This window comes from Pseudomonas sp. 9.3L, from assembly GCF_058536285.1.
In genome coordinates this window covers 4,434,001-4,460,784 of sequence record NZ_JBZUBK010000001.1, presented here as the reverse complement: position 1 = coordinate 4,460,784, position 26,784 = coordinate 4,434,001, and the positions used below count along the sequence as shown (strand labels likewise).

The 26,784-nt window shown below is 59.4% G+C and carries 26 protein-coding genes and 1 pseudogene; 13 read left to right on the top strand and 14 right to left on the bottom strand.

Translation table 11 applies throughout. The features are described 5' to 3' along the window. Positions 1-118: 118 nt before the first annotated feature. Together gmk and AC4LE2_RS20710 are read right to left on the bottom strand one after the other, a co-directional pair. Complete coding sequence (gene gmk, locus AC4LE2_RS20715) at positions 119-739, bottom strand: guanylate kinase (RefSeq protein WP_491827931.1); 621 nt, start codon at positions 737-739, stop codon at positions 119-121. Between the two features lie 9 nt (positions 740-748). Further along, a complete protein-coding gene (locus AC4LE2_RS20710; RefSeq protein ID WP_491827930.1) occupies positions 749-1,612 on the bottom strand; it encodes a YicC/YloC family endoribonuclease in 864 nt (287 codons plus the stop codon). Between the two features lie 209 nt (positions 1,613-1,821). Here AC4LE2_RS20710 and rph point away from each other — a divergent pair, with 209 nt between their 5' ends. Further along, positions 1,822-2,544: a ribonuclease PH gene (gene rph / locus AC4LE2_RS20705; protein ID WP_491827929.1), complete on the top strand. Its 723-nt coding sequence runs from the start codon at positions 1,822-1,824 to the stop codon at positions 2,542-2,544. Between the two features lie 110 nt (positions 2,545-2,654). Here the strand turns inward: rph and crc are convergent, their stop codons facing one another. Then, positions 2,655-3,434, bottom strand: coding sequence for a catabolite repression control protein Crc (crc, locus tag AC4LE2_RS20700; protein WP_491827928.1), 780 nt, complete (start codon positions 3,432-3,434; stop codon positions 2,655-2,657). 81 nt (positions 3,435-3,515) lie between these two features. Here crc and pyrE point away from each other — a divergent pair, with 81 nt between their 5' ends. Together pyrE and AC4LE2_RS20690 are read left to right on the top strand one after the other, a co-directional pair. Next, a complete protein-coding gene (gene pyrE, locus AC4LE2_RS20695; protein ID WP_491827927.1) occupies positions 3,516-4,157 on the top strand; it encodes an orotate phosphoribosyltransferase in 642 nt (213 codons plus the stop codon). Between the two features lie 2 nt (positions 4,158-4,159). After that, positions 4,160-4,753 (top strand): DUF4124 domain-containing protein, encoded by a 594-nt coding sequence (locus AC4LE2_RS20690; protein ID WP_491827926.1) that lies wholly within the window; start codon positions 4,160-4,162, stop codon positions 4,751-4,753. Positions 4,754-4,899: 146 nt separating this feature from the next. Here AC4LE2_RS20690 and argB read toward each other — a convergent pair whose 3' ends face one another. The 4 genes from argB to coaBC are packed head-to-tail and all read right to left on the bottom strand — an operon-like array spanning position 4,900 to position 10,150. After that, positions 4,900-5,796, bottom strand: coding sequence for an acetylglutamate kinase (argB, locus tag AC4LE2_RS20685; protein ID WP_491827925.1), 897 nt, complete (start codon positions 5,794-5,796; stop codon positions 4,900-4,902). 17 nt (positions 5,797-5,813) lie between these two features. After that, complete coding sequence (locus tag AC4LE2_RS20680) at positions 5,814-8,438, bottom strand: phosphomannomutase/phosphoglucomutase (protein WP_491827924.1); 2,625 nt, start codon at positions 8,436-8,438, stop codon at positions 5,814-5,816. Positions 8,439-8,479: 41 nt separating this feature from the next. Continuing rightward, on the bottom strand, positions 8,480-8,935 hold the full coding sequence (dut, locus tag AC4LE2_RS20675; protein ID WP_491827923.1) for a dUTP diphosphatase: 456 nt from the start codon (positions 8,933-8,935) through the stop codon (positions 8,480-8,482). A 6-nt stretch (positions 8,936-8,941) separates the two neighbouring features. Beyond that, positions 8,942-10,150 (bottom strand): bifunctional phosphopantothenoylcysteine decarboxylase/phosphopantothenate--cysteine ligase CoaBC, encoded by a 1,209-nt coding sequence (gene coaBC, locus AC4LE2_RS20670; protein WP_491827922.1) that lies wholly within the window; start codon positions 10,148-10,150, stop codon positions 8,942-8,944. Positions 10,151-10,377: 227 nt separating this feature from the next. On the opposite strand from coaBC, the gene radC reads away from it, so the two are divergent. After that, positions 10,378-11,052, top strand: a complete 675-nt coding sequence (gene radC, locus AC4LE2_RS20665; protein ID WP_491827921.1) for a RadC family protein — start codon at positions 10,378-10,380, stop codon at positions 11,050-11,052. Positions 11,053-11,114: 62 nt separating this feature from the next. On the opposite strand, the gene AC4LE2_RS20660 is transcribed toward radC, so the two are convergent. Continuing rightward, positions 11,115-12,701 carry an ABC transporter substrate-binding protein gene (locus tag AC4LE2_RS20660; protein WP_491827920.1) on the bottom strand — a complete coding sequence of 529 codons (1,587 nt, stop codon included), beginning with the start codon at positions 12,699-12,701 and terminating at the stop codon, positions 11,115-11,117. A gap of 377 nt (positions 12,702-13,078) precedes the next feature. On the opposite strand from AC4LE2_RS20660, the gene rpmB reads away from it, so the two are divergent. Together rpmB and rpmG are read left to right on the top strand one after the other, a co-directional pair. Further along, positions 13,079-13,315: a 50S ribosomal protein L28 gene (rpmB, locus tag AC4LE2_RS20655; protein WP_168083421.1), complete on the top strand. Its 237-nt coding sequence runs from the start codon at positions 13,079-13,081 to the stop codon at positions 13,313-13,315. Between the two features lie 11 nt (positions 13,316-13,326). Next, a complete protein-coding gene (rpmG, locus tag AC4LE2_RS20650) occupies positions 13,327-13,482 on the top strand; it encodes a 50S ribosomal protein L33 (RefSeq protein WP_003464575.1) in 156 nt (51 codons plus the stop codon). 66 nt (positions 13,483-13,548) lie between these two features. On the opposite strand, the gene AC4LE2_RS20645 is transcribed toward rpmG, so the two are convergent. Together AC4LE2_RS20645 and AC4LE2_RS20640 are read right to left on the bottom strand one after the other, a co-directional pair. After that, positions 13,549-13,752, bottom strand: a complete 204-nt coding sequence (locus AC4LE2_RS20645) for a hypothetical protein (RefSeq protein ID WP_491827919.1) — start codon at positions 13,750-13,752, stop codon at positions 13,549-13,551. 75 nt (positions 13,753-13,827) lie between these two features. Next, positions 13,828-14,190: a cupin domain-containing protein gene (locus AC4LE2_RS20640; RefSeq protein WP_491827918.1), complete on the bottom strand. Its 363-nt coding sequence runs from the start codon at positions 14,188-14,190 to the stop codon at positions 13,828-13,830. A gap of 178 nt (positions 14,191-14,368) precedes the next feature. Between AC4LE2_RS20640 and AC4LE2_RS20635 the strand changes: the two genes are divergently transcribed. Both AC4LE2_RS20635 and AC4LE2_RS20630 read left to right on the top strand, forming a co-directional pair. Then, positions 14,369-15,865: an aldehyde dehydrogenase gene (locus tag AC4LE2_RS20635; RefSeq protein ID WP_491827917.1), complete on the top strand. Its 1,497-nt coding sequence runs from the start codon at positions 14,369-14,371 to the stop codon at positions 15,863-15,865. A gap of 72 nt (positions 15,866-15,937) precedes the next feature. Then, a pseudogene (locus AC4LE2_RS20630) lies at positions 15,938-16,093 on the top strand (MFS transporter); the annotation flags it as partial. Positions 16,094-16,104: 11 nt separating this feature from the next. On the opposite strand, the gene AC4LE2_RS20625 reads toward AC4LE2_RS20630, so the two are convergent. Then, positions 16,105-17,658, bottom strand: coding sequence for a phospholipase D family protein (locus AC4LE2_RS20625; RefSeq protein ID WP_491827916.1), 1,554 nt, complete (start codon positions 17,656-17,658; stop codon positions 16,105-16,107). A 55-nt stretch (positions 17,659-17,713) separates the two neighbouring features. Next, positions 17,714-19,144 (bottom strand): aminotransferase-like domain-containing protein, encoded by a 1,431-nt coding sequence (locus AC4LE2_RS20620; protein ID WP_491827915.1) that lies wholly within the window; start codon positions 19,142-19,144, stop codon positions 17,714-17,716. Between the two features lie 184 nt (positions 19,145-19,328). On the opposite strand from AC4LE2_RS20620, the gene AC4LE2_RS20615 reads away from it, so the two are divergent. Further along, complete coding sequence (locus AC4LE2_RS20615; protein WP_491827914.1) at positions 19,329-19,532, top strand: DUF1127 domain-containing protein; 204 nt, start codon at positions 19,329-19,331, stop codon at positions 19,530-19,532. A 41-nt stretch (positions 19,533-19,573) separates the two neighbouring features. On the opposite strand, the gene AC4LE2_RS20610 is transcribed toward AC4LE2_RS20615, so the two are convergent. Both AC4LE2_RS20610 and AC4LE2_RS20605 read right to left on the bottom strand, forming a co-directional pair. Beyond that, positions 19,574-20,887, bottom strand: a complete 1,314-nt coding sequence (locus AC4LE2_RS20610; RefSeq protein WP_491827913.1) for an NAD(P)/FAD-dependent oxidoreductase — start codon at positions 20,885-20,887, stop codon at positions 19,574-19,576. Positions 20,888-20,977: 90 nt separating this feature from the next. Beyond that, positions 20,978-21,466 (bottom strand): Lrp/AsnC ligand binding domain-containing protein, encoded by a 489-nt coding sequence (locus tag AC4LE2_RS20605; protein WP_491827912.1) that lies wholly within the window; start codon positions 21,464-21,466, stop codon positions 20,978-20,980. A gap of 154 nt (positions 21,467-21,620) precedes the next feature. On the opposite strand from AC4LE2_RS20605, the gene dadA reads away from it, so the two are divergent. The 4 genes from dadA to AC4LE2_RS20585 all read left to right on the top strand — a co-directional run bounded on the left by dadA (position 21,621) and on the right by AC4LE2_RS20585 (position 26,764). Further along, positions 21,621-22,922, top strand: a complete 1,302-nt coding sequence (gene dadA, locus AC4LE2_RS20600; protein ID WP_491827911.1) for a D-amino acid dehydrogenase — start codon at positions 21,621-21,623, stop codon at positions 22,920-22,922. 80 nt (positions 22,923-23,002) lie between these two features. Next, on the top strand, positions 23,003-24,073 hold the full coding sequence (gene alr, locus AC4LE2_RS20595; RefSeq protein ID WP_491827910.1) for an alanine racemase: 1,071 nt from the start codon (positions 23,003-23,005) through the stop codon (positions 24,071-24,073). Positions 24,074-24,179: 106 nt separating this feature from the next. After that, positions 24,180-24,728 carry a cupin domain-containing protein gene (locus AC4LE2_RS20590; protein WP_491827909.1) on the top strand — a complete coding sequence of 183 codons (549 nt, stop codon included), beginning with the start codon at positions 24,180-24,182 and terminating at the stop codon, positions 24,726-24,728. A 131-nt stretch (positions 24,729-24,859) separates the two neighbouring features. Next, the gene (locus AC4LE2_RS20585; protein ID WP_491827908.1) at positions 24,860-26,764 is read left to right on the top strand and encodes an acetyl-CoA hydrolase/transferase C-terminal domain-containing protein; all 1,905 of its coding nucleotides are present in this window, start codon (positions 24,860-24,862) and stop codon (positions 26,762-26,764) included. Positions 26,765-26,784 lie beyond the last annotated feature (20 nt).

Below are 26,784 nucleotides of genomic sequence, written 5' to 3'. Positions count from 1 at the left end.
CCCGCCTTGGGCGGGGTAGCGGACTGAGCAGTTTAAAAAATCACCAGCCTGAATGGAAGGCCTACCGTTACGTAAGCAGAATATTCCAGTGCCGCCGGTCTGGCGAGTCGACTACAGATTAGCCCAACAGGCCGCTGAGCAATGCTTCATGACGGTGCTGCTGTACCCCTTGGCATAAACGGTTTGCCCGGAAAATGGCGCGCAGGTCGACCAAGGCCGTAGCGAAGTCGTCGTTGACCACCAGGTAATCATATTCAACGTAGTGACGCATTTCATTGACCGCTTCACGCATCCGGCCATCAATGATCTCCTCGCTGTCTTGGCCACGGTTGGTCAAGCGTTGGCGTAGAGCCTGCAACGAAGGGGGCAGAATGAAGATGGAGCGTGTACCCGGAATCAGGTTGCGAACCTGCTCGCCGCCCTGCCAGTCAATTTCAAGGATGAGGTCATCGCCCGCGTCCAGAACCTGTCGCAGGCTGGTCTTGGACGTGCCGTAAAGATTGCCGAAAACCTCGGCCTGCTCCAGGAAATCGCCATGCTCGATCATGGCCATGAACTGGGCGCGGTCCACGAAATGGTAATTCACGCCGTCGGTTTCGCCAGGCCGCATGGCGCGGGTTGTGTGGGACACTGACACGCGAATGCCGGACTCGGCGTCCATCAGTGCCTTGACCAGGCTGGTTTTGCCAGCGCCCGAAGGCGCAGAAACGATGTACAGGGTGCCAGGGGTCGGTTTCATGAAGTTGCCTTACTCAATGTTTTGCACTTGTTCGCGCATTTGTTCGATCAACACCTTCAGGCTGATGGCTGCCTGGGTGCTGCGGGTGTCGAAAGCCTTCGAGCCCAATGTGTTGGCTTCGCGATTGAGCTCCTGCATGAGGAAATCAAGGCGACGACCCGCTGCGCCAGGGCTGGCCAGCACGCGCCGCGCTTCATGTACGTGGGTGGTCAAGCGGTCCAGCTCTTCGGCGACGTCGCTTTTCTGGGCCAGCAGCACCATCTCTTGCTCTAACCGTTGAGGGTCCAGCTCAGCGCGTACTTCGGCGAAGCGGTCGAGGATCTTCTGGCGGTGCGTTGCCAACATGTGCGGCACCTGCTCGCGCAACGAGGCAATGTCATGCGCCATGGCATCCAGCCGCTCGTTGATCAACCTGGACAGCTCCACGCCTTCTCGGGCCCTGCCGGCCTTTAGATCGTCAAGGGCCTCTGTGAACAGTGCCAGGGCACTGGCGTGCAAGACCTGCGTGTCTATCCCCTCGCTGACCATTACCCCTGGCCACGCCATCACCTTAAGGGGGTCGATAGGGGCAGGCTGGGCAATTAGCGCGGTAACCGCCTCGGCAGCCTGGATGAGTTCATCCGCGCGCGCCAAGTCTAGCCTGGGCGTCTGGGTATTGGCCTCTTCGCTCAGGCGGAGGGTGCACTCGACTTTCCCTCGAGAAAGGCTAGACCGCAATGCGTCGCGCACAGCGCTTTCCAGCTCGCGAAAAGCGTCAGGCAGGCGAAGGAGGGGCTCAAGGTAGCGATGGTTGACCGAGCGCAGCTCCCAGGAAAGGGTGCCATGCGCCTCAGCTCGTTCAGCCCGGGCAAAGGCAGTCATGCTGTGAACCATGGGGGGCAGACCTCGTAGAGGGCGCGATTGCAGCGCCGGGGCAGCTATAAAGGCGCAAGAGTGTACCTTAATGGGGTGTAGGCCCCAAGGCGCGGCGGCGATTGGCGGGGCTGTGAGCGGTTATAGAATGTCTCGGCTATTTAAATACCTGTATGACCTGCACGGCCTTATACTGTCGGGCAGTTTTTCAATAGGTACAGGTAACCCAGATGAAACGTCCAAGTGGTCGCGCTGCCGATCAGCTTCGCCCGATCCGTATCACCCGCAACTACACCCGGCATGCCGAAGGCTCGGTGCTGGTCGAATTCGGCGATACCCGGGTAATCTGCACCGTCAGTGTCGAAAGCGGCGTACCGCGTTTCCTCAAGGGTCAAGGCCAGGGTTGGCTGACCGCTGAATACGGCATGCTGCCGCGTGCTACCGGCGAGCGTAACCAGCGCGAGGCCAGCCGCGGCAAGCAAGGCGGGCGCACGCTGGAAATCCAGCGGCTGATTGGCCGTTCGCTGCGCGCAGCACTGGACATGTCCAAACTCGGTGATATCACCCTGTATGTAGATTGCGATGTCATTCAGGCCGATGGTGGTACCCGCACAGCGTCCATCACCGGTGCCATGGTCGCATTGGTGGATGCCCTTAAGGTCATTAAAAAGCGTGGGGGCCTGAAGGCAGGCGACCCGGTCAAGCAGATGATCGCTGCCGTTTCCGTAGGTATGTACCAGGGTGAACCGGTGCTAGACCTTGATTACCCGGAAGACTCCGCAGCTGAAACCGACCTGAACGTGGTAATGACCAGCACGGGCGGCTTCATCGAAGTGCAAGGTACCGCAGAAGGCGCGCCGTTCCAGCCAGAAGAACTCAATGCAATGCTGGCCCTGGCCAACAAGGGCATGGCTGAGTTGTTTGCCATCCAGAAAGCCGCCTTGGCCGACTGAACAGGTTCGCCAACTGACGCTGGCTCCTCCTACGAGTGCTTGAGGGCAAATGATGTAGGAGCGGGCGCCAGCTCGCGCTGGCTTCTAAAGGCTCTAGAACGCTACCTGGCTTAGATTGTCAGCGTCCAGTCGTAGTCGACGATGAAGGGTGCGTGCTGAGAAAACCTGGGCTGGCGAGGCAGGCGGGCACTGCGCACGAAGCGTCGGAGCCCAGGTGTGAGCAACTGATAGTCGAAACGCCAACCCAGGTTGAGCATCTCGGCTTGCTCGCTGTCAGGCCACCAGCTGTACTGGTCACCTTCACGGCTGACCTCTCGCAAGGCATCTACATACCCCATGTTGCCAACGATCTCGTCCATCCAGGCCCGCTCAGGCGCAAGGAAGCCGGGCGACTGCTGGCTGTCGCGCCAGTTCTTGATGTCCAGTTTTTGCTGCGCCACGTACAAGGAGCCGCAATAGATGTATTCGCGACGCTTGCGGCGCTGTTTATCCAAGTAACGGGCAAAGTCGTCCATCAACTTGAATTTCTGGTTCAGCTCTTCATCACCGCCGCGCCCGGAAGGGAATAGCAGGGTAGCGATGCTAACCTTGTCGAAGTCCGCCTGCAGGTAACGGCCGAAACGATCGGACGTTTCGAACCCCAGCCCGCTGATGACCGCCTTGGGCTGCAACCGCGAGTACAGCGCGACACCGCCCTGCGCTGGCACTTCTGCATCTGCCGCGTACAGGAAGTAGCCATCGAGCTGGTAGGCGGAATCGTCCAGTTCGAACGCCGAAGCACGGGTATCCTGCAAGCAGATCACGTCGGCATTCTGGGCCTGCAGCCAGCTGAGCAAGCCTCGCTCCACAGCTGCCTGAATCCCATTGACGTTCACACTGATGATCCGCATAAATGGCCCCAAAAATCTCGTGGGTGTATGATACCCGAGGTCAAGTTATTTAGCTAAATCCGTGGTATTCAGGACGTTTACATGCAAGCCTACCAGCGTGACTTCATTCGTTTTGCCATCGAGCGGGGCGTACTGCGCTTCGGCGAGTTCACCTTGAAGTCCGGGCGCACCAGTCCTTACTTCTTCAATGCCGGGTTATTCAATACAGGGTCTGCGCTAGCGCAGTTGGGCCAGTGTTATGCCTCGGCCATCGTTGATAGCAACCTCAGCTTCGACGTGCTGTTTGGCCCTGCATACAAGGGCATTCCCCTTGCCTCGGCTACGGCCGTGGCGCTGGCTGACAAGCATGGAAGGGACGTGCCCTGGTGCTTCAACCGTAAGGAAGCCAAAGACCACGGTGAAGGCGGTAGCCTGGTAGGTGCCCCCTTGCAGGGCAATGTGCTGATCATTGATGACGTCATTACCGCAGGCACGGCCATTCGTGAAGTGATGGCAATCATCCAGGCTGAAAAAGCCCAGGCTGCGGCCGTGCTGATCGCATTGAACCGCCAAGAGCGGGGCAAGGGTGAGTTGTCTGCCATTCAGGAAGTCGAGCGTGATTACGGCATTCCAGTGGTGAGCATCGTGTCGCTGGATCAAGTGCTGCAATACCTTGCAGAGGATAGCCAGCTCAAGCAGCACCTTCCGGCTGTCGAAGCCTACCGTGCTCTGTACGGTATTTGAGGATGTGGCGCAGCGTTGCAGGTGCAGTGGGCGTGTGTATCCCGCTTAGCCTGCTGGCTGCGCCTGCTACCCAGCCCCTGCAGCTCTATCGCTACCTGGACGACCATGGTGCCGTCGTGCTGGACCGCCAGGGTGTGCCGCCCGAGTTCGTTTCGAAAGGTTATCAAGTACTCAATGCCCAGGGCCGGGTGTTGCAGACCGTTCCGCCTGCGCTCAGCCCCGAACAGGCGCAAGCCAATGCCGCTCAGCGTGCCCAGGCGGATGCAGACGCGCGGCTACGCACGCGGTACACAAGCGTTGAAGACCTTGAGCGCACGCGTCAGCGACAGCTGACTGAAATAGACGGGTTAGTGGCATTAACGCGGGGGGATTTGCAGAACCTGCAAGCGCAACAGGCTTCCTTGCAAGGGGAGGCAGCTAATCAAGAGCGTAATGGTCAGCCCATTTCACCCAGTGTATTGGACCAGCTTGAGGCGGTGCGCCAGCGCCGGGCGGAGCTTAACGCTCAGGTCGAACGCTACCAGAAAATGCGCCAGGACGCGGACCACGCTTTTGACGTGGACCGCGCTCGGCTTCAGCAGTTAAAGGCACCGTAAACCTGTGCTAGCAGCTTTCCCACCTCGTAGCCAACGTAGTTGGCGAAAGGCTTTTAGCGAAAGGTTTTGGCTTCTGCCCTCAGCCTTCGCCAACGGCCGTTGGCTCTTACACCCGCGAGGCCCGACTGATTGTTAAATCAAAAGCCTTAACCGTTGGTGATTAAGGTACCCACGCCGCTGTCAGTGAAAATTTCCAACAGTACGGCGTTAGGCACTCGACCATCGATGATATGAGCGCTGCTCACGCCACCTTGCACGGCTTCAAGCGCGCAGCGGATTTTCGGTAGCATGCCGCCGTAGATGGTCCCGTCTGCAATCAGCTCGTCCACTTGCTCGGTAGTCAGGCCGGTCAGCACCTTGCCTTCCTTGTTCATCAAGCCGGGGATGTTGGTCAACAGCATCAGCTTTTCAGCCTGCAAGGCTTCGGCGACCTTGCCGGCCACCAAGTCGGCATTGATGTTGTAAGACTCCCCATCGGCACCTACGCCAATAGGCGCGATCACCGGAATGAAGTCGCCTTTGACCAGCATGTCCAGCAAGCCTGTGTTAACGCCGCTGACTTCACCTACCAAACCGATATCGATGATTTCGGCTTTGTCCATCCCTGGAGTCTGGCGGGTCACCTTAAGCTTGCGGGCGCGAATCAGCTCGGCGTCCTTGCCGGTCAGGCCAATGGCACTACCACCGTGGCGGTTGATCAGATTGACGATGCTTTTGTTGACCTGCCCCCCCAAGACCATCTCGACCACATCCATGGTCTGCGCGTCGGTAACGCGCATGCCATCGATGAAGTGGCTTTCGATGTTCAAGCGCTTGAGCAAGTCGCCGATCTGCGGCCCGCCCCCATGCACGACCACCGGATTGATGCCTACGGCTTTCATCAGCACCACGTCGCGGGCAAACCCGGTTTTCAATTCCTCGCTTTCCATAGCGTTGCCGCCGTACTTGATCACCAGCGTCTTACCAACGAAGCGTCGGATATACGGCAAGGCTTCGGACAGTACCTTGGCGACGTTGGTGGCGGCATCACGGTCGAGGGTCATGCAGGGCTCCTGATGGGTTAGAAGGGAATCTTAAGGTCGGGGGCAACTCGCTTGAGCTGATCACGGAACACGGCCTTGATGCGTTCCAGTTCGGCTTCGTCTTCGGCTTCGAAACGCAGTACCAGCACTGGCGTGGTGTTGGAGGCACGTACCAGGCCCCAGCCATTGCGGTAGTCCACTCGAACGCCGTCGATCTTGTTCAGGCTGGCATCGCCCCACTGTGCATCGCTGACCAAGGCTTCAATGATGCTGAACTTGGTTTCTTCAGTCACCTTGATGTTGATTTCGGGCGTTGACACGTCGTTAGGGAACTCGGCGAAAATCTTTTCAGCGGTTTCGGTTTCGCTCTTTTGGCTGAGGATCTCGAGTAGGCGGGCTGCGCCGTAGATGCCGTCGTCAAAACCGAACCAGCGTTCTTTGAAGAACACGTGGCCGCTCATCTCGCCTGCGAGCAGGGCACCGGTTTCCTTCATCTTTTTCTTGATCAAGGAGTGGCCGGTTTTGTACATGACCGGGCGGCCTTTATGGTCCTCGATCAGCTTCTTCAAGTTACGGCTGCATTTGACGTCGTAAATGATATCGGCGCCAGGGTTACGGCTTAGCACGTCTTGCGCGAACAGCATCAGCAGGCGGTCAGGGAACACCACGTTGCCTTCGTTGGTTACCACGCCAACGCGGTCAGCGTCGCCGTCGAAAGCCAAGCCCAGATCGGCGCTGGTTTCTTTTACCTTGGCGATCAGGTCTTCCAGGTTTTCCAGCTTACCCGGATCCGGGTGATGGTTAGGGAAGTTGCCGTCGACCTCACAGAACAGCGGAATCACTTCGCAATTGAGATCTTTGATCAACTCAGGCGCGATAACTCCGCCTACGCCATTACCGCAGTCCACCACCACTTTCAGCCTGCGTAGCACAGCGATATCTTTTTGGATGTAAGCTTTGTACTGCGTAAGGATGCCGACCTTTTTGATCGAGCCCTGGCCGCTGGCCAAGTCGTTGTCACGAATGCGCTCGTACAGCTTCTGGATCTGCTCATTGGCCAGGGTGTCGCCAGCGATGATGATTTTGAAACCGTTGTAGTGGGCCGGGTTGTGGCTGCCGGTAAGCATTACGCCTGATCCGGGCCGAGCCTGGATTTCGCCATCCAAATGGTCGAGATCGATGGCGGCAGCGAAATACAGGGCCCCAGTAGGCACCATGCCCACGTCAGTGACCTGGCAGCCACTGTCGGCGACACCTTGGATCAGCCGCTCGACCAGCTCGGGACCAGACAGGCGGCCGTCGCGACCTACAGACACATGAGGCTCACCTTGAGCCAGGCTCTGGCTGCCAATGGCGCGGCCGATCCAGTAAGCGGTTTCGGCGTTGAGAAGATCAGGCACGGTGCCGCGGATGTCATAGGCGCGGAAAATGCTGGCGGGAACTTGAGGGGCGACTTGTGCATTGCTGTTCATAACGGGGGAACGCTCCATTCGCAGGGAATCCTGGTCGGCGTCGAGTATTCCGACACCGAATACGTCAGTCTCTTGAAAAGGCGGCCGAGCACGCTCGAGCTCGTGTGAGCGAGCAGTGTCGACATCCGGGGCACTGCGAGTCGTAATGCCGGTTGATCCGGGTGCCTTGGGGGCACCTGGGCTTGTCTGGCGATCTCGTAGAGATAAACGTGCAAGCGCCTGGGCCAGCCCGTTCAGCTCTGTAAGGCTCAAACTGAACGCTTTGACGGTTTTTCCGCCGGAGAGTTCTTCGACCAGTTGGTTCAATTGTTCGGCATCGCCGCGCAGGCGCGCCCGCAGGCTACGTACAACGGTAAGCATAGCCACCCAGAACGCCCCCGCGGCAATCAGCGCGGCGGCCAATGCCAGGGCTATGGCCACCCACGGCATAGGTGCGTCGTAGGCGCTGCCCGGCGTGAATTGCAATGCCCAGTGGGGGTTGTCAATGTCTAGCGAATAAGGTCGTGCCGAGCCGGGCGTGCCAGCGCGATACAGCACCTGTACCGGGCCGTCCCCGAAGCGTTGCTGGAGGGTCAACTCGCCCGCTTCAGCAGGTAAGTCGGGCAGGCCGCTCAGGGCACGCTTGAGGGTCACGGCCAGCAGCACGGTGCCGACTACTTGCTGACTGCCGGGCGCATGCACGGCCGCCACACTGTAGAGCACCCAACTTTGCCCAAAGCGCTGCGCCTCGATAGGCGCGGGCTTGCCTGCCTCGCTGCGGCGTAGCAAGTCGAGCGCGGCGAAGGTAAAAGGCGCTGCCCGCCCATCGGTGGGCTCCCCTTGGCCTGCAGGGGTCAGAAACGCATCGACAACCCCATCGCGGTAGCGCAGGCCTGCTTCAGCGTTGCGCAACCGGGCGCTGTCACCGCTTTGCAAGGCAGCCACCAAGGCCGGGTCATTGGCCGCCGCTTGCGTATCAGCAGTGATTTGCGCAAAGGCTTGGCGAAGGGTGGCTGCTTGCGCCGAGGCTGCCGCCTGCGCCAATTGCCATCGCCAGGCCTGCTGAGACGGCCCCGGCTGGGCCATCCATAGCAGCAAGGCCGCCACTAGCAGGCCCAGCGCTGCGATGACTAACCCAGGGCGCACCAGCTGCTGGTCGGTGGCACCGCTTTCACGGCTCAAGGTTTTAGCGGCTTGCTCGTCGATGCCCATTACGACCACTCCTTGCGTTGCCCTGAAAAACCTTTCGCCACTCAGTGGCTGCCTGAGTGCCCAAAGCCACCTGCGCCGCGTTGGCTTTGGTCGAAGGCTTCGACCACTTCGAAGCGTGCTTGTACTACGGGTACCAGCACCAGTTGAGCGATACGTTCACCTATTTTGATTTCAAACGCAGTATCGCCGCGGTTCCAGCACGATACCATCAGCTCGCCCTGGTAGTCGGAGTCAATCAGGCCAACCAGGTTACCCAGCACGATTCCATGCTTATGGCCCAGGCCAGAGCGGGGTAGCACCAGCGCGGCAAGGCCGGGGTCTGCAATGAATACGGAGAGCCCCGTAGGGATCAAGAGTGTCTGGCCCGGCGCCAAGGTGGTGTCGGCAGGCAGCATGGCCCGTAGGTCCAGGCCGGCCGAACCAGGCGTAGCGTAGTCGGGCAAGGGGAAATCGGTACCCAGGCGCGGGTCGAGGATACGAGCTTGTAGAGCGTGCATGGTGAATTAAGCCTGCTGGATGCGAGTGGCAATAAGCGCGATCAGCTGTCGCGCGATCTTGCCTTTGCTGGTCTGCGCGAGCAGCGTTTCATGAAGTTGGCGGTCGATTACGCTGCAGGCGTTCTCTTCGCTGTTAAACCCAATGGAAGGGTTGGCGACGTCGTTGGCTACGATCAGGTCGAGGTTTTTGTCTTTTAGCTTGCGGGCAGCGTAATCAAGCAGGTTCTCGGTCTCAGCCGCGAAGCCTACGCTAAAGGGGCGATCCGCCCGGCCTGAGAGCGTAGCCAGGATGTCAGGGTTACGGACCATCCGCAGCAGCATGCCATCCCCCGTGGAAGGGTCCTTCTTGAGTTTCTGGGGGGCTACGACTTCAGGACGGTAATCAGCGACAGCCGCCGAGGCGATCAAGATGTCACACGGCATGGCGGCTTCGCAGGCCGCCAGCATGTCCCGAGCGCTGACCACATCGATGCGCTCAACCCGGTCAGGGGTCGGCAGGTGCACTGGCCCAGTCACCAAGGTCACTCGTGCACCGGCCTCTACCGCAGCTTCTGCCAATGCAAAGCCCATCTTGCCCGAGCTGTGGTTGGTGATATAGCGCACTGGGTCGATGTTTTCCTGGGTAGGGCCTGCCGTAATCACGACATGCTGCCCAGTCAGCACCTGGCGTTGGAAGCATTCTGCCGCCAGATAGGCAAGGTCGGTGGGTTCGAGCATTCGCCCTAGCCCGATATCGCCACACGCCTGGCTCCCCGATCCGGGCCCCAATACTTTCAATCCGCGCGCGCGGACGGTTGCCAGGTTGGCCTCTGTGGCCGGGTCGCGCCACATGGCCTGATTCATGGCCGGTGCCAAGGCGACCGTGGCGTCGGTGGCCAATACCAATGTGGTCAACAGATCGTTGGCGAGCCCTTGGGCCAGCCGCGCGATGAGGTCGGCGGTGGCGGGCGCTATCAGCACAAGGTCGGCCCAGCGCGCCAGTTCGATATGCCCCATCGCAGCTTCAGCAGCCGGGTCGAGCAGGTCCAGGTGCACGGGGTGCCCTGAGAGCGCCTGCATGGTTAGCGGCGTGATGAATTCAGCGCCCCCTCGGGTCATGACCACACGCACGTCTGCGCCTTGCTCCAAGAGCCGACGTACCAGCTCAGCGCTTTTGTAAGCGGCAATGCCGCCGCCTACGCCGAGAACGATGCGTTTTCGATACAGCCGCTGCATTAGCCCTGCCTTTGTTCACGTGTAGTTACGATCAGAAACGATCTGATGCACAAGGCCATTCCAGACCCAAGCCTCGGCATACGGGGGCGCCAGGCCTGTGCCATAGGCCGTCGCTGCTGCACAAGCTAAGAGAAATAATCTGGCCAGCCGTCGCACAAAAAAGTTGGGCTAAGATAGCACAGCGCCTGCGACGGAACAGCGGCGCCCGTGGCTGACAAGGAGGAAACATGGCCATTCGAGACTGGCCCGAGGCCGAGCGCCCCCGGGAAAAACTATTGAGCCGAGGCGCGCAAACGCTCTCCGACGCTGAGCTGCTGGCTATTTTCCTGCGTACTGGGGTGAAAGGGCTTAGCGCCGTGGACCTTGCCCGTCAACTGCTCGATGACATGGGCGGGCTGCGTGGCTTACTGCGCGCCGACCTGCCTACGTTCAGCGCGCACTTGGGGTTGGGGGCGGCTAAATACGCCCAACTGCAGGCGGTATTGGAGATTGCCCGGCGGCACCTGGCCGAGCAGCTCAGCCGCGATTCGGCACTGGAAAACACTTCAGCAGTACGGGACTACCTGAAGGCCATGTTGCGGCACGAACCCCACGAGGTCTTTGCCTGCCTGTACCTGGATTCCCGCCACCGCGTGTTGGGGTTCGAGCCATTGTTTCAGGGCTCCATCGACAGTGCGTGCGTGTACCCCAGGCAGGTGGTAAAGCGGGCCCTGGCGCACAACGCCGCAGCGTTGATCCTGTGCCATAACCACCCTTCCGGCGTCACCGACCCCAGCGTTGCCGACCAGCGCCTGACCCAGCGTATAAAGGAAGCGCTGGCCTACATTGATGTGCGGGTGCTGGACCACTTCATCATCGGCGAAGGTGAGCCCTTGTCCATGGCTGAACTAGGGCTTATGTGAGCACGGCCACCGCAACGCACAGCGCGTTTCGGCGGCCTATTAGCGTGATGACCGTCTGCCGATCAGTTAACACTCACCCGTGCAAAGTCCTGCCGGCCGAAGGGGCTAGGCGCGTAGCCTTTGAGGCCTTTGGTCGTGAGCACAGTCACCTGAGGGTGCGCCAGCGGCACCCAAAGTGCCTGCTGCTGTATCAAGGTCTGTGCCTGGCGATACAGCTCGCTGCGTTTAGCCTCCACGGTAGTGGCCTTGGCCTTGGTGATAAGCCCATCGAGGGTGGGGTCGCAATAGCGCGCAAAGTTGGTGCCTGACTTGACTGCCGCACAGGAGAATTGCGGGGTGAGGAAGTTATCAGGGTCGCCGTTGTCACCGGCCCAGCCCATGAATAGCAGGTCATGCTCACCCGCCTTGGCGCGGCGGATCAACTCGCCCCATTCAATGGTTCGGATTTCAGCTTTGATGCCTACCTTCGCCAGGTCTGCCTGAAGCATCTGGGCGCCTGTAGTGGGGTTCGGGTTAAGCAGGCTGCCGCTTGGGCGGGTCCAGAGGGTAGTGGTGAAGCCTTCTTTCACACCCGCATCGGCCAGCAACTGACGGGCTTTATCTGGGTTGTAATCGTAGGGTTGCGTGTTGCCAGCCTGGGCTGAGTCGGCAGCAGGGTATACCCCATTGGCAGGCGCCGCCGTGCCTTCGAATACCGCTTTAAGATAGTTGGCCTTATCAAAAGCCAGGTTGATGGCCTGGCGCACGGCAGGCTTGTCCAGCGGCGGGTGCTGGCTGTTGATGGCCACGAAGGCCGTCATGAACGCAGGCGTTTCCAGTACCTGTAGTTTTCCATCCTCTTTGGCTGAGGCGATGTCTTGCGGCTTGGGCGACAGTGCCACCTGGCACTCGCCTGCCTTGAGCCGCTGCATTCGTACGCTGGGGTCTGGGCTGATGGCATAGATCAGAGGGTCTACGGCAGGCTTGCCTGCGAAGTAATCAGGGTTGGCCTTGTAGCGAACCTGGGCGTCTTTCTGGTAACGCACAAAAATAAACGGCCCTGTGCCAATGGGCTGGCTGTTCAGCTTTTCGGGCGTGCCGGCGGTCATCAACTGGTCGGCGTACTCTTTGGAATAAATAGACGCAAAGCCCATGCTCAGGGTGGCCAGGAACGTAGAGTCTGGGTGATCCAGTACAAAGCGCACGGTCGAAGGTGATGGCGCATCTACCTGCTTGACAAAGCTTGGCAACTGCATGGACTGTGCATGTGGGAAGCCGCTTTGAGCCACCTTGTGCCACGGATTGGCGGGGTCGAGCATACGCTTGAAGCTGAAGACTACATCGTCGGCCGACAGCGCCCGTGAAGGTTTGAAGTATTCCGTACCGTGGAATCGCACGCCTTTGCGCAAGGTAAAGGTGTAGGTCAGCCCGTCATCGCTGACGGCCCATTGTTCTGCCAGGCTAGGCACTACTTTGCCTGCCTTGGCATCGAAATCCACGAGCCTGTTCATCAACACGTCAGCCGACGCATTGGTAGTGGTCAAGGAGTTGTACTGCACCACGTCAAAGCCCTCGGGGCTGGCTTCGGTGCAGACAGCAAGCGGCTTGGCATGGGCCGTGGCACAGGCGCCAAGCAGGGCGAGCAGTAGCGGGGTCAAGGCAAGACGCATGGTCGTTTCCTTCATCAAAGGTGGCCCATCTGCCAATGCAGTCTGGAAAATCCTACCGTAGAGATCCCATTGGCGTTTGGCCATTCAAATTTTCGCTGCGGGTCGACGAATGGCGCATGCGCTAGGGCCGTTTTGCGCCGACCGCTTCAGAGGTTGAGACGAGTGCCTTGCGTTGCTGCCTGTTGTTGCGGCGGCGCGTTTCTGGTATAAAGCAGCGCTCTTTTCTAGGGGTAGGGCGTTTAGCTCAACGGGCCTTGCCCGCCTGCTCCTGCGAAACACGGTGTTTGAATGGCTCCAAAGCCATCACGCCAATTTTGACTGAGAGATAAAGCGGCCAACCCATGCCGGGTTGGGCATGTGGTTTAGAGGGCTGAGGCATGTCGAGAGTCTGTCAAGTTACCGGTAAGGGTCCGGTAACCGGGAATAACATTTCCCACGCGAACAACAAAACCCGTCGTCGTTTCCTGCCGAACCTGCAGCACCATCGCTTCTGGGTCGAGTCTGAGAAGCGTTTCGTGCGCCTGCGCGTTTCCGCCAAAGGCATGCGTATCATCGACAAGCGTGGTATTGACGCCGTTCTGGTCGATATCCGCCGCGATGGCATCAAGGTTTAAGGGAGAAAGTCATGCGTGAATTGATCCGTTTGGTGTCGAGTGCCGGTACTGGCCATTTCTACACCACCGACAAGAACAAACGTACCACCCCCGATAAGATCGAGATCAAGAAATTTGATCCGGTGGTTCGCAAGCACGTGATGTACAAGGAAGCCAAGATCAAGTAATTGATCTGCGCTGACAAAAAAACCCGCACTTTTAAGGAGTGCGGGTTTTTTTATGTCGGAACGGGCTCAGCCAAAGCTGAAGCCGATAATGACATTGGCGCTGTCAGCACGCACGTGTACGCGCTGCAGGTCGTATTCCAGCGTGGTAATTTCGTTTGGGCCAACCACCCGCGCCCGGCCTGTGGTTTCAGTAATGTACGCCTTCAGGGCAGTGGTGTACTGCGTGCCGATCAGGTGCTTGAGTGTGCATTCGATTTGTTCATTCGTCATGGGTAAGGCCTCATAAGTTATGCCCCCGGATGTGGAGGCGGCCCTATGTTCCTAAGTCATGGCTACTGGAATGCACTACTTATGTGCTTCATATATGACGTAAATTTTCCGGCACGGCTCCAACACTTCCCACGTGCCTTGAAAGCCTGCCGGGATTACAAACCGATCGCCTGCCCGCACGGTGCGTGCATTGCCAGCCTCGTCACGCAGTACTGAAACGCCCTGCACGATTTCGCAGTACTCATGTTCGGTGTAATTCACCGCCCACTGCCCAACATCGCCTTCCCATACGCCTGCGGAGAAGTGCTCATCTGGGCTACTGTAATGGTTGTACACGGTTTGAGCGGGATCGCCAGCGATGACCTTCGCGTCATCAGGCCGATAGCGGGTGGGGGTAGGCGTGCTAACCGCAAAATCGACAATCTGTTCTATAGGCACCAAAACCCCCTGGAATGTTTAATAAATCAGACATAAGTCCGCCCATTTGTCATGAATGTCAAATATATTGAAAGCTGTTCGGCAGTGGTTTAGGGTGAGCGTTTTAGCCTTCATGTGGGCACGGCAGGTGGCAACACGCAGCCTGCCAGGTGCCTGAATCTACAATAGGAGTTTCGTTATGCCTACTACCTTGACCCTGGCTAACTGGCAACAGCGCGCACAAGCGCTGAAGGTCGAAGGCCGTGCGTTTATCAATGGCGAGTACATCGACGCTGCTTCGGATGCGACCTTCGAATGTGTAAGCCCTGTGGATGGGCGACTGTTGGGGTTGGTAGCCAGCTGTGACGAAGCCGATGCCGCCCTGGCCGTAGCCAATGCTCGCGCGGTATTCGACGCAGGCACCTGGTCACGCTTGGCACCGGCAAAGCGCAAGGCCGTCATGATTCGTTTTGCCGCGCTGCTAAAAGACAATGCCGAAGAGCTGGCATTGCTGGAAACCCTGGACATGGGTAAGCCCATCAGCGATTCGTTGTCCGTGGACGTCCCAGGCGCTGCCAATGCCCTGGCATGGAGCGGCGAGGCCATTGACAAAATTTACGACGAAGTGGCCGCAACCCCCCATGACCAATTGGGCTTGGTCACACGCGAGCCTGTAGGCGTAGTGGCTGCAATCGTGCCGTGGAATTTCCCCTTGATGATGGCTTGCTGGAAGTTGGGCCCTGCGCTCTCTACCGGCAACTCGGTAGTGCTCAAGCCGTCTGAAAAGTCCCCGCTGACTGCAATTCGTATCGCGCAGCTGGCCATTGAGGCAGGTCTTCCGGCAGGTGTATTGAACGTGCTGCCTGGCTATGGCCATACCGTTGGCAAAGCGTTGGCACTGCACATGGATGTCGACACCGTGGTTTTCACCGGCTCTACCCGCATTGCCAAGCAATTGATGGTCTATGCCGGCGAGTCCAACATGAAGCGGGTGTGGCTGGAGGCGGGCGGCAAGAGCCCAAATATCGTCTTTGCCGATGCCCCCGATTTGAACGCTGCCGCCCAGTCCGCCGCCAGTGCCATCGCCTTCAACCAGGGTGAGGTGTGTACCGCAGGCTCGCGCCTGCTGGTCGAGCGGTCTATCAAGGAGCGTTTCCTGCCCCTGGTCGTTGAAGCGCTCAAGGGGTGGAAGCCCGGCAACCCGCTTGACCCTGCTACCAACGTCGGCGCGCTGGTGGATACCCAGCAAATGAATACGGTGCTGAGCTACATTGAGGCCGGCCACAACGATGGCGCGACTTTGCTCACAGGCGGTAAGCGGATCATGGAGGACACCGGCGGCACTTACGTGGAGCCCACGATCTTCGATGGCGTAAGCAACGCCATGCGGATTGCCCAGGAAGAAATCTTCGGGCCAGTACTGTCTGTGATTACCTTTGACTCCGCTGAAGAGGCCGTGGCCATCGCCAACGATACCCAGTATGGCCTGGCGGCGGGTATCTGGACGGCAGACCTGTCCAAAGCCCACAAAACCGCCCGGGCCCTGCGTGCCGGGAGCGTCTGGATTAATCAGTACGACGGCGGCGACATGACCGCGCCCTTTGGTGGCTTCAAGCAGTCGGGTAATGGCCGTGACAAGTCTTTGCATGCCTTCGACAAGTACACCGAACTCAAGGCAACCTGGATCAAGTTGTAAGCCAGTCTCAAACCGCCCGGTCGGTTAGGGCTGGGCGCTCTGTAGTTGTTGGCGAGCCGCCAGGAGCGCTCAATGCCGTGGGTAACCTATTTCGCCGTGTTGTCCTCGGTGCTGAGTGTAGGCTTGGCGCTTGGCATGAGTATGCCGCTAGTGTCGCTGCGGCTTGAGGGGTGGGGGTATGGCAATTTTGCTATTGGCGTAATGTCAGCCATGCCGGCCATTGGCGTATTTGCTCAGGGCTAAAGCATTTTCTCCAGGCCGATGCGTTCACTCACCCATGCATTGAATCGACGCCACCAATCGCCTGGTTCTCGGTGCAGTACGTGAAGCTGGTGGTCGTCTTCAGTCACCCATTCCAGCTCCTCGTTGGTCAGGCGTACCTGATAGCTCAACGCAGGGGACATACCTTGTGACGCCAGCTCACGGGTATAGGCTGCCAGCGCAGGGCTGTCTACCAGTACGCCTACCTCGGTGTTCCACAGCACCGACCTGGGGTCGAAATTAAACGAGCCAATGAACACCTTGCGCTCATCGAACACCATGGCCTTGCTGTGCAAGCTTGAGGCCGAGCTGCCGTGCAGCCGGTAGGAAAACCCAGCGTCGTCGCCGGGCTGACGGCGCAACTCGTACAGCTTCACGCCGTGCTCCAGTAGGGCCTTGCGATAAGGCGCGTAGCCGCCATGAACGGCCGGTACATCGGTGGCTTCAAGGGAATTAGTGAGCAAAGATACGGCCACTCCTTGATCCGCCCGGCCGGTCAAATACAGCAAGCCTGGGTCCCGAGGTACGAAGTAGGCGGAAATCAGCAGCAGCTCCTGATGGACCGCAAGCAACTCAGGGGCCAACTGGGTGGTGAGCAGCAAGTGCGGGTCTGGTTCACCCTGAGCCAGTACCTTGGCGGGGGCGTCCCACATGACGGTGCTGGGCGCCCAGATAAGCTCCTGGCGCCACTGCGCTAAACGCGGTGCAGAGCGGTAACTCATCAAGCTGTCGTACAGCGGTTGTTGTTTCACACTGGCGGTGCGCAGTGCCTGCTCAAGCTTTTCGCGAAAGGCAGGCAGTGCTTTGCGGGCCTCAGGCACGTCATAGAGTTCGCGTAACGGCCGGCTGAGCCGGTGATTCCAATATTGGTCAAAGCTGTAGCCCAGGTCTCGGGCTACAGGGCCCAGCCCAAGCAGGTCAATGTCAGTGAAATTCAGGTTAGGCTCAGCGTCGAAGTACTCATCGCCAAGGTTGCGACCTCCCACGATGGCTGCGCTGTCATCGGCAATCCAGACCTTGTTGTGCATACGCCTGTGTTGCTGTGACAAGTGCAGCAGGCGGCCCACACTGCGGGTGACCCCCGTGGCTCGACCCAAGTGGGTGGGGTTAAACAGCCGCACCTTGATGTTTGGATGGCTGGCCACAGTGCCTAGCAAAGACTCGATGTCATCGCTGGTGGTGTCGTCCAACAAAATGCGTACACGCACGCCACGGTCCGCTGCATCCAGCACTTCACGCATCAATGCGCGGGTGCTAAGCCCGTCGTGGACGATGTAGTACTGCACATCCAGGCTGGTACGAGCATTGCGAATCAGCTCAGCCCGTGCGCGAAAGGCTTCGCCGCTATTGGGCAACAGGCGAAACCCTGACGAACCAGGGTGCGCCTTGGCCTGTTCGAGTACCGAGCGGCCAAAGGCTGATTCAGCGGCAGGGATACGCTCGCTGGCAACCGGTTTTACGGGCTGGCTACCGCAGCCGCCAAGGGCGATGGCCAGTAGTAGCGTAGCCAACAGGCGAGCGGACAAGGCCATGGAAGGTCTCGTGGCAGTTAATGGTGGGCATGTGACAGCCGCTGCGCTTGGAAAGTTACGCGTACGTCGCTTGCGCGGCATCCAGCAACAGGCTAGCCGTTTCACCCACTCGACGCACGGCCGCCTCGATAACAGGCGTAGGGCGTGCCGAAAAGTTCATGCGCAGGCAGTTACGAAACTTGCCCGAGGCCGAAAAAATGCTACCTACGGCAATCTGTACCCCTTGGGCAAGCAAGGCGTTGTTCAGCAAAAGAGTATCGAAGCCTTCAGGCAGCTCTACCCACAACATAAACCCACCCTGGGGCCGGCTAACGCGCGTACCTGCGGGGAAGTAGCGGCGCACCCACTCCGTCATCTGGTCACGACCGCGCTGGTACTGCGCACGCATTTTGCGTAAGTGGGATTCGAAGTGGCCCGCTTCGATAAAGTCCGCGATTGCCAGTTGAGGCTGCGGCGCGGTGCTGCCTGTTCCGATGTACTTCATGTGCAGCACCCGCTCCAGGTAACGGCCGGGCGCTACCCAGCCAACCCGCAGGCCTGGGGCGAGGCTTTTGGAAAAAGAGCTGCACAGGAGCACCCGGCCGTCCACGTCAAACGACTTGATCGTACGTGGGCGAGGGTAGGTGTAGGCCACGTCGCCATACACATCGTCTTCGATAATGGCCACGTCGAAGCGCTGGGCCAGGGTCAGCAACTGACGTTTGCGTGCCTCGGGCATGATGTAGCCAAGTGGATTATTGCAGTTGGGCGTGAGTTGAATCACCTTGATGGGCCATTGCTCCAGCGCCAACTCCAGCGCCTCCAGGCTGATGCCGGTGACCGGGTCGGTAGGGATTTCCAGGGCTTTCATTCCCAGGCCTTTCAAGGTTTGCATAGCGCCGAAAAAGCTTGGGGAGTCCACTGCTACGATATCCCCAGGCTCACACGTGGCGCGAACGCTGCTGGACAAGGCTTCATGACAGCCGGTGGTCACCACCAAGTCCACGGCACTGAGCCGGCAGCCAGAGTCCACCAACAGGCGGGCAATCTGCTCACGGAGCGCCTCGGTACCGTAAATCGTATCGTAGTACAGGCCCGGCAGGTCTTGCCGGCGGCTGAGTTGGGCCAGGCTACGTAGCAACGGCTTGAGAGTAGGACTGGTGACGTCCGGCATGCCACGGCCCAGTTGCACGATGTCCTTGCGCGGCGCGCTGCGTACTAACTCGACCACCTGGTCCCATTGGGAGATTTCTACCGGCCGTTGGGCGGGCCGACTAATTACCGGGAGCGCAGGAAGCGTTTTGCTGGACACGAAGTACCCTGACTTGGGCCGTGGTGAGGCCAAGCCGTTGTCCTCCAGCAGCCGGTAGGCTTGCTGCACGGTACTCAGGCTTACACCGTGTTCCGTGCTAAGGGCGCGTACCGAGGGCAATCGATCCCCCGGGCGGTACAAGCCTTGCTCTATACGGTCTTCGAGCAGGCGGGCAAGGTTCATATACAGCGTCATGGGCAGCGTCCAGAGGGGTGCAACGTGGGCTCAAGTATCGCAAGCAGTACAGATTTGGCGATTAAACGCCATTCAGCTGCTTTTTAGTAGCGTCTGTATGGAAAATTAATCGGTTTTTTGAGTCTGTAATGGTCGTGCTTTCTTCGCCATGCTTTAAGCTTGGATGCAAACGAGGAGGTGCGTCATGAATAGCTTCACGCAGGTAGGCCTACAGTCGCGGCAACAGCCGGCGTCGATACTGAGTGCGTCGATACGGCGGTGGGCACTATGGCGCCACCGCTGGCACACGCGGCAGCAGTTGTTGGCGCTCACGCCTGCGGAGCTGGCAGATGTGGGCTTATCTGCGCGCCAGCAACGTGAAGAAGGCATGAAGTGGTTTTGGCGTTAGCCGTCAGCTCGCGTAGGGGCTAGGCCAAGGCTAGGCCAAGGCTAGGCCAAGGCTTTCAACCGATGCCACAGCATGCCCAAGGCTAATAAGGGGGAGCGCAAGTGTTTGCCGCCGGGGAAGGTGAGGTGGGGTACCTCGGCGAACAACTCAAAGCCGCCGCCCACTTGGCCGCAAATGCCCTCCGCCAAGAGCTTGCCCGCAAGGTGGGTGGCATTGAGGCCATGGCCCGCATAAGCCTGGGCATAAAACACATTGGGATGGCTGGCCAGCCTGCCGATTTGCGGCAATCGATTGGCCCCAATACCGATCATGCCCGCCCATTGGAAGTCGATGCGCACGTCCCTTAGCTGAGGGAACACCTTGAGCATTTTTGGGCGCATGTAGGCAGCGATGTCGCTAGGGTCGCGCCCGGAATAATGGCAAGCGCCCCCAAACAGTAGCCGCTTATCTGCAGACAGCCTGAAGTAGTCCACGGTAACGCGCTGGTCGCAGGCCGCCAGGTTACGCGGCAGTAACTCGCGAGCCAGTGGTTCAGGCAAGGGCTCGGTGGCGATGATATAGCTGCCCGCAGGCAGCACCTTGCCGCCCAGTTCAGTGTTCAGGCCCTTGAGGTAGGCGTTACAGGCTAATACCAGGGTGGGCGCCTCTACCACGCCGGAAGTGGTATGCACCTTGACCTGGCTACCGTAATCAATGCGTGTAACCGCTGATTGCTCGAACAGGCGCACGCCCAACTGCTGGGCAACGCTGGCCTCCCCAAGGGCAAGGTCAAGGGGGTGCAAATGGCCGGAGCCCATATCCACCAATGCCCCTGCATAGCGGTCAGAGCCAATGACTGTGTGCAATTGTGCGGGGGTAACCAGCTCCAGGGCGTGACGATAGCCAAGGCCGCGCAGTTCAGCGATGTCTGCCGCGAAAGCTTCAAACTGCGCAGGCTTGTTGGCCAAGTCGCAATACCCCCACGTGAGGTCGCAGGCCAGGCTGTATTTTTCTACGCGCTGACGCACGATCTCCACGGCCTCTAAGGCCATTTGCTTGAGCTGGCGCACGCCTTCATGCCCCACTACCGATTGAAACTGGTCTACATCATGCCCTACGCCGCGAATAAGCTGCCCGCCGTTACGGCCCGACGCGCCCCACCCGATGCGGTGCGCTTCGAGCAGCGCTACGCTCAGCCCGCGCTCGGCCAATTCGATGGCGGTATTGAGCCCGCTGAAGCCGCCACCTACGATGCACACATCCACCTTGAGCGAGCCCTCCAAAGGCGGGTGATCAGGGCGCGGTGTACAGCTTGCTTCGTAATAGGAAGCCGGAAGCGAATCGGGTAACGGGAACCGTGAGGTGGTGGCAACCATGACAATGTCCTGGGCTAACGAGGCGGCGGTGCGCACCACTGACGTGCGCGCACCCTTAGGCGGTATTCAACAGTGGATGGCTAACCTGTATCAATCGGGGATGGGCAGGGTAAGGCTTTCTTTCACTTCTTCCATCACGATGTAGCTCTTCGACTCTCTAACATGGGGCAGCTTGAGCAGGATGTCCCCCAGTAGCTTGCGGTACGAGGCCATCTCAGAAATCCGGGCTTTCACCAAGTAGTCAAAATGCCCTGAAACCAAATGGCACTCCAGCACATGGGGCAGCTTGAGCACTGCGCGGCGGAACTCCTCGAAGGTGTCACCCGACTTGTAATCCAGGCTGATCTCGACGAACACCAACAGGCTGCCATTCAAGTGCTGTGGGTTGAGCCGGGCGTGATACCCCATGATGATGCCCTCTCGCTCAAGGCGACGGACCCGTTCGGTACAGGGCGTAGTAGACAAGCCTACTTTCTCGCCCAGTTCGGTAAACGACATGCGGCCGTCACCCTGCAATAGACGCAAGATAGTGCGGTCAATCTTATCGAGGCCACGTTTTGTCTGATGCTGGGTGCGCACAGGCGATGCCCCTCCGAAAAAGCCAATGCAGGCGGGAATTGTCGCCAAATATAGCCTTACATACAGTGAAAGACACTGGTTTACACGCCTTATACTGCCGCGAAGTGCGTCATAGACATTTACGCCGCGGCGCGGCCGCGTCAAGGGGTTGAACATGCGAGTCCTGGTCCTGGGCGGTGGTGTAATCGGTACCACCTCTGCGTATTACCTTGCCCGCCAGGGCTTTGAGGTGGTGGTGGTGGACCGTCAGCCGGCCGTTGCCATGGAAACCAGCTTCGCCAACGCAGGCCAGGTGTCCCCAGGCTATGCCTCACCCTGGGCCGCGCCGGGTGTGCCGCTCAAGGCACTCACCTGGCTGATGCAGCGCCACGCCCCGCTGGCCATCAAGGCCACTGCCAGTGTGGATCAGTACCTGTGGATGGCCCAGATGCTGCGCAACTGCACGGCTAGCCGTTATGCCATCAACAAAGAGCGGATGGTGCGGTTGTCGGAGTACAGCCGTGACTGCTTGGACGAATTGCGCGCCGACACTGGCCTTTCCTATGAAGGCCGCACGCTGGGCACTACCCAGGTGTTCCGCACGCAGGCGCAATTGGAAAACGCCGCTAAAGACATCGCCGTGCTGGAGCAGTCCGGCGTGCCTTACGAAGTGCTGGACCGTGCCGGCATCGCCCGAGTGGAGCCGGCACTGGCGGCTACCGGTGACTTATTGGTTGGCGCGCTTCGGCTGCCTAACGACCAGACCGGCGATTGCCAGATGTTCACCACACGCTTGGCGGAAATGGCGCGTGAGTTGGGCGTGGAGTTCCGTTTCGGGCAAACGATCGACCGTCTGGATTTCACTGGCGACCGCGTGAACGGCGTGTACATCAACGGCAAGCTGGAAACCGCAGACCGCTATGTACTCGCACTGGGTAGCTATTCGCCTCAGTTGCTCAAGCCACTGGGTATCAAAGCACCTGTTTACCCGCTCAAGGGCTATTCGTTGACGGTGCCTATTACCAATGCCGCCATGGCGCCGGTGTCGACTATTCTGGATGAGACCTACAAGGTTGCGATCACGCGCTTTGACAACCGTATCCGGGTGGGTGGCATGGCCGAAATTGCAGGTTTTGATCTTTCATTGAACTCTAGGCGGCGCGAAACCCTGGAGATGATCGTCAATGACCTCTATCCCCAAGGTGGTGATCTGGGCCAGGCCAGCTTCTGGACAGGCCTGCGCCCGACTACGCCTGACGGTACCCCTATCGTAGGCGGCACTGCCATGAAGAACCTGTTCCTCAATACCGGCCACGGCACCCTCGGGTGGACGATGGCATGTGGCTCGGGGCGCTTGCTTGCAGACCTGATGGCACGCAAAACGCCACAGATCAGCGCCGAGGGGCTGGATATTTCCCGCTATGACGCCACGCATGCGAAAACCAGGCAAGGCGCGGCTGCGCCAGTGCACCCGTAAGGGGTATTCTATTCCTCACCCAGCGCGCCTTCGGGCCGCTGGGTTTTTTCTACCTGCATTTCATTTCAAAGAGCACTTTCATGCGCCCCGCTCGTGCCCTGATTGACCTCCATGCCCTGCGTCATAACTATTGCCTTGCCCGTGAACTGTCCAATGCCCGCGCACTTGCTGTGGTCAAGGCCGATGCCTACGGGCATGGCGCGGTCCAGTGCGCCGAGGCGTTGGCCGAATTGGCTGACGGCTTTGCCGTGGCCTGCATTGAAGAGGCACTAGCGCTGCGTCAGGCAGGTGTACAGGCGCCTATCCTGCTACTTGAAGGCTTTTTCGAGGCCGCCGAACTAGACCTCATTGTTGAGCACAACCTGTGGTGCGTCGTACATGCGCCGTGGCAGTTGGAGGCCATCGAGCGCACCCCGGTGGGGGCGCCTATCACCGTATGGCTAAAGCTGGATTCGGGTATGCATCGAGTGGGGATCGACCCTGACGCATACGTCCAGGCCTATCACCGGCTATTGGCCAGCGGCAAGGTCGGCAAGGTTGTGTTGATGAGCCACTTTTCCAGTGCTGATGAACTGGACAACCCGCGTACCCAAGAGCAATTGAAGCAGTTCGCGTCTGTCAGTGAAGGCTTGAACGCCGAGGTGAGCCTGCGCAACTCTCCGGCCGTTCTGGCCTGGCCGGGTATTGCCAGCGATTGGGTACGCCCTGGCATCCTGGTGTATGGCGCCACGCCATTCGAGCAGCCACACCCCCAGGCTGATCGTTTGCAGCCAGTGATGACACTGGAATCGCAAGTCATCAGCGTGCGCGAGCTGCCCGCTGGGGAGCCTGTCGGCTATGGCCAACACTTTGTGACCGACCGCCCGATGCGGGTGGGGGTAGTGGCTATGGGGTACGCCGACGGCTACCCCCGGCACGCGCCAACCGGTACCCCCGTAGTGGTAGCCGGTAAGCGCAGCCGGCTGTTGGGGCGCGTCTCCATGGACATGCTGTGCATCGACCTCACTGATGTGCCAGAGGCTGCCGTGGGGAGCCCGGTGGAGTTGTGGGGGCGTCAGGTGCTGGCTAGCGAAGTGGCGCACTGGGCACAAACGATTCCGTACCAACTGTTTTGCAACCTCAAGCGTGTGCCTCGTCACTACAGAAGCTAGGCCGGATTGGGTTATCCCAAGGCGGGCGGGTTGTTGTAAATATTGAACGCTGTTGCCATCATGCCGTTCATATTCACGACCGTTACCCCCTAGGAGGACGCCCCCATTGGACGTCGGTGAACGATTGCAAACTATCCGCAAGCTCAAGGGCCTGTCTCAGCGTGAACTGGCCAAACGCGCGGGGGTGACCAACAGCACCATCTCGATGATCGAGAAAAACAGCGTAAGCCCGTCGATCAGCTCTTTGCGTAAGGTACTGAGCGGCATCCCCATGTCCATGGTGGAGTTCTTTTCAGAAGAGTTGGCCCCTCAAAGTACAGCGCAGGTGGTGTACAAGGCCAACGAGCTGATCGACATCTCCGATGGTGCCGTTACGATGAAGCTGGTGGGGCGCGGGCATACCAGCCGTGCCATCGCCTTTCTCACCGAGATTTACCCGCCGGGCGCCGATACCGGCGAGGAAATGCTCACCCACGAGGGTGAAGAAACCGGCATTCTCATTGAGGGCCGGCTAGAGCTGGTAGTAGGGCTGGACACCTTCGTACTGGAAGCAGGCGACAGCTACTACTTCGAAAGCACGCGGCCGCACCGCTTTCGCAACCCCTACGATGCCCCGGCCAGGCTAATCAGCGCAGCGACGCCGGCCAATTTCTAATAGCGGAGAGAGCCTCTAGCGCTAACGAAACAAGGCTAACAGTGGTGTGGAGTAAAGGGAGGCCACGCCGTGCGAAACATTAGCCCTTACCTGCGGGTCTAGTGCGCAGAACATCCGAAGGAGAGGTTGTGATGACCCAAGCGCTGAGCCTGGAACGGGCAGTCGATGCAGTATTGGCGCAGTTGCCTGCGCATATCCGACTCGGCCTGCCGCTGGGGTTGGGCAAGCCCAATCGATTCGCCAACGCGCTCTATGCCCGGGTTAAAACCCTGCCAGAGCGGCAACTGACCCTCTACACCGCGCTGTGCCTGGCCCGCCCGCCCTTGGGCGATGGCCTCCAGCGTCGGTTTCTTGAACCGTTCGTAGAGCAAGTCTACGCCGACTATCCTGACCTGGATTTCCTGGCTGACCTGGCCGCCGATACCCTTCCCGATAATATCCGCGTAGAGCAGTTCTTTATGCAGCCCGGTGCCTTGGGCGGCAGCCAGCAGGCACAACAAGGTTACGTCAGCAGCAATTACAGCCATGCGGCCAGGGACATCAACGCTCAAGGTATCAACCTGGTGGCCCAACTGGTGGCTGAAGACCCTGAGCGCCCGGGCTTACTGAGCCTGAGCTGTAATTCGGACATCACCCTGGACTTGCTGCCCCTGCTGGAGGCGCGCCGCGAGCAGGGCGAAACCATCCTGGTAGTGGGCCATGTACATACACAGTTGCCTTACATGCCGGGGGCTGCCGAAGTACCTAAGGCGTGTTTTGACCTGTTGATCGATACACCCGAGCGCAGCCAACTGTTCTCCACGCCCAACCAGCCGGTTGGCACCCAAGAGCACTTCATCGGGTTGCACGCCAGCACCCTGGTGCGAGACGGCGGTACGCTGCAAATCGGCATCGGTGCCCTGGGCGACGCGATCACTGCCGCGCTGTTGTCTCGTCAGGCCGATAACGACGGCTATCGGGCACTGGTACAGGACGCACAGGCACAGCAATGGGCTGCGCTGATCGATAGGGAAGGGGGCGTTGCACCCTTTGCCGAAGGCCTCTATGGCTGTAGCGAAATGTTCGTAAACGGTTTGCTGGTACTGGCGGATGCCGGGGTGCTACGGCGCCGTGTGCAAGGCGGGCCACAAGGCCCTGGCCCGGTGTTGGATGACGAAGGCGCGGTGTTGCACGGTGGGTTTTTCCTCGGGCCCGAAGCGTTTTATGCACGGCTGCGCGAAATGCCCTTAAGTGTTCGCGCACGCTTTGCCATGACCGCCATCGGCTACGTTAACCGTCTTTATGGAGACGAGGCCCTCAAGCGGACCCAGCGTGCCCACGCGCGATTCATCAATACCGCCCTGAATGTCACCTTGATGGGCGCTGCGGCCTCCGACCAGCTGGAAGACGGGCGGGTGCTCAGCGGCGTAGGCGGACAGTTTGATTTTGTAGTGCAGGGGCACGAGTTGGACGGGGCACGCTCCATCCTGCTGGTGCGAAGCTGGCGCGAGAGCGGTGGTGTGGTCAGTTCCAATATCCTGTGGGACCACAACCAGTGCACGGTGCCACGGCACCTGCGCGACATCGTTATCACGGAGTACGGCATTGCAGACCTGCGCGGAAAAAGCGACGCCAAGGTCATCGAAGCGCTGCTCAATATCAGCGACTCACGGTTTCAGCCGACGTTACTGGACCAGGCCCAATTGGCAGGCAAGCTGCCTCGGGATTTCCGTATTGCGCCCCCGTTCACTGACAACACACCGCACCGGCTGGAGGCTATCCGTAGCCGACACACGCGTTTGTTCCCGGAGTACCCGCTGGGCAGCGACTTCTCATCCGTTGAAAAAGACCTGCTTCGTGCGCTGAACTGGCTCAAGAGTAAGTTCCACCTCACGGAGTTGCTCGACCTTGGCCGCGCCGCCCTGGATGCACCTGAGCCAGGTGTCTATCAGGAACACTTGGAGCGTATGCGCCTGGCCCACCCCAATGGGCTACGAGAGCAGTTGGACCAGCGTTTCTTGTTGACCGGTTTGCATGCAACTCGGGTGGTTGCGTAGGGGGCCGCGAGTGGTCAAAC

What these genes read in the sequence shown, in the direction of transcription:
- gmk (WP_491827931.1), bottom strand. Translation starts at nt 739, where the DNA reads ATGAAACCGACCCCTGGCACCCTGTACATCGTTTCTGCGCCTTCGGGC.
- AC4LE2_RS20710 (WP_491827930.1), bottom strand. Translation starts at nt 1,612, where the DNA reads ATGGTTCACAGCATGACTGCCTTTGCCCGGGCTGAACGAGCTGAGGCG.
- rph (WP_491827929.1), top strand. Translation starts at nt 1,822, where the DNA reads ATGAAACGTCCAAGTGGTCGCGCTGCCGATCAGCTTCGCCCGATCCGT.
- crc (WP_491827928.1), bottom strand. Translation starts at nt 3,434, where the DNA reads ATGCGGATCATCAGTGTGAACGTCAATGGGATTCAGGCAGCTGTGGAG.
- pyrE (WP_491827927.1), top strand. Translation starts at nt 3,516, where the DNA reads ATGCAAGCCTACCAGCGTGACTTCATTCGTTTTGCCATCGAGCGGGGC.
- AC4LE2_RS20690 (WP_491827926.1), top strand. Translation starts at nt 4,160, where the DNA reads ATGTGGCGCAGCGTTGCAGGTGCAGTGGGCGTGTGTATCCCGCTTAGC.
- argB (WP_491827925.1), bottom strand. Translation starts at nt 5,796, where the DNA reads ATGACCCTCGACCGTGATGCCGCCACCAACGTCGCCAAGGTACTGTCC.
- AC4LE2_RS20680 (WP_491827924.1), bottom strand. Translation starts at nt 8,438, where the DNA reads ATGGGCATCGACGAGCAAGCCGCTAAAACCTTGAGCCGTGAAAGCGGT.
- dut (WP_491827923.1), bottom strand. Translation starts at nt 8,935, where the DNA reads ATGCACGCTCTACAAGCTCGTATCCTCGACCCGCGCCTGGGTACCGAT.
- coaBC (WP_491827922.1), bottom strand. Translation starts at nt 10,150, where the DNA reads ATGCAGCGGCTGTATCGAAAACGCATCGTTCTCGGCGTAGGCGGCGGC.
- radC (WP_491827921.1), top strand. Translation starts at nt 10,378, where the DNA reads ATGGCCATTCGAGACTGGCCCGAGGCCGAGCGCCCCCGGGAAAAACTA.
- AC4LE2_RS20660 (WP_491827920.1), bottom strand. Translation starts at nt 12,701, where the DNA reads ATGCGTCTTGCCTTGACCCCGCTACTGCTCGCCCTGCTTGGCGCCTGT.
- rpmB (WP_168083421.1), top strand. Translation starts at nt 13,079, where the DNA reads ATGTCGAGAGTCTGTCAAGTTACCGGTAAGGGTCCGGTAACCGGGAAT.
- rpmG (WP_003464575.1), top strand. Translation starts at nt 13,327, where the DNA reads ATGCGTGAATTGATCCGTTTGGTGTCGAGTGCCGGTACTGGCCATTTC.
- AC4LE2_RS20645 (WP_491827919.1), bottom strand. Translation starts at nt 13,752, where the DNA reads ATGACGAATGAACAAATCGAATGCACACTCAAGCACCTGATCGGCACG.
- AC4LE2_RS20635 (WP_491827917.1), top strand. Translation starts at nt 14,369, where the DNA reads ATGCCTACTACCTTGACCCTGGCTAACTGGCAACAGCGCGCACAAGCG.
- AC4LE2_RS20625 (WP_491827916.1), bottom strand. Translation starts at nt 17,658, where the DNA reads ATGGCCTTGTCCGCTCGCCTGTTGGCTACGCTACTACTGGCCATCGCC.
- AC4LE2_RS20620 (WP_491827915.1), bottom strand. Translation starts at nt 19,144, where the DNA reads ATGACGCTGTATATGAACCTTGCCCGCCTGCTCGAAGACCGTATAGAG.
- AC4LE2_RS20615 (WP_491827914.1), top strand. Translation starts at nt 19,329, where the DNA reads ATGAATAGCTTCACGCAGGTAGGCCTACAGTCGCGGCAACAGCCGGCG.
- AC4LE2_RS20610 (WP_491827913.1), bottom strand. Translation starts at nt 20,887, where the DNA reads ATGGTTGCCACCACCTCACGGTTCCCGTTACCCGATTCGCTTCCGGCT.
- dadA (WP_491827911.1), top strand. Translation starts at nt 21,621, where the DNA reads ATGCGAGTCCTGGTCCTGGGCGGTGGTGTAATCGGTACCACCTCTGCG.
- alr (WP_491827910.1), top strand. Translation starts at nt 23,003, where the DNA reads ATGCGCCCCGCTCGTGCCCTGATTGACCTCCATGCCCTGCGTCATAAC.
- AC4LE2_RS20585 (WP_491827908.1), top strand. Translation starts at nt 24,860, where the DNA reads ATGACCCAAGCGCTGAGCCTGGAACGGGCAGTCGATGCAGTATTGGCG.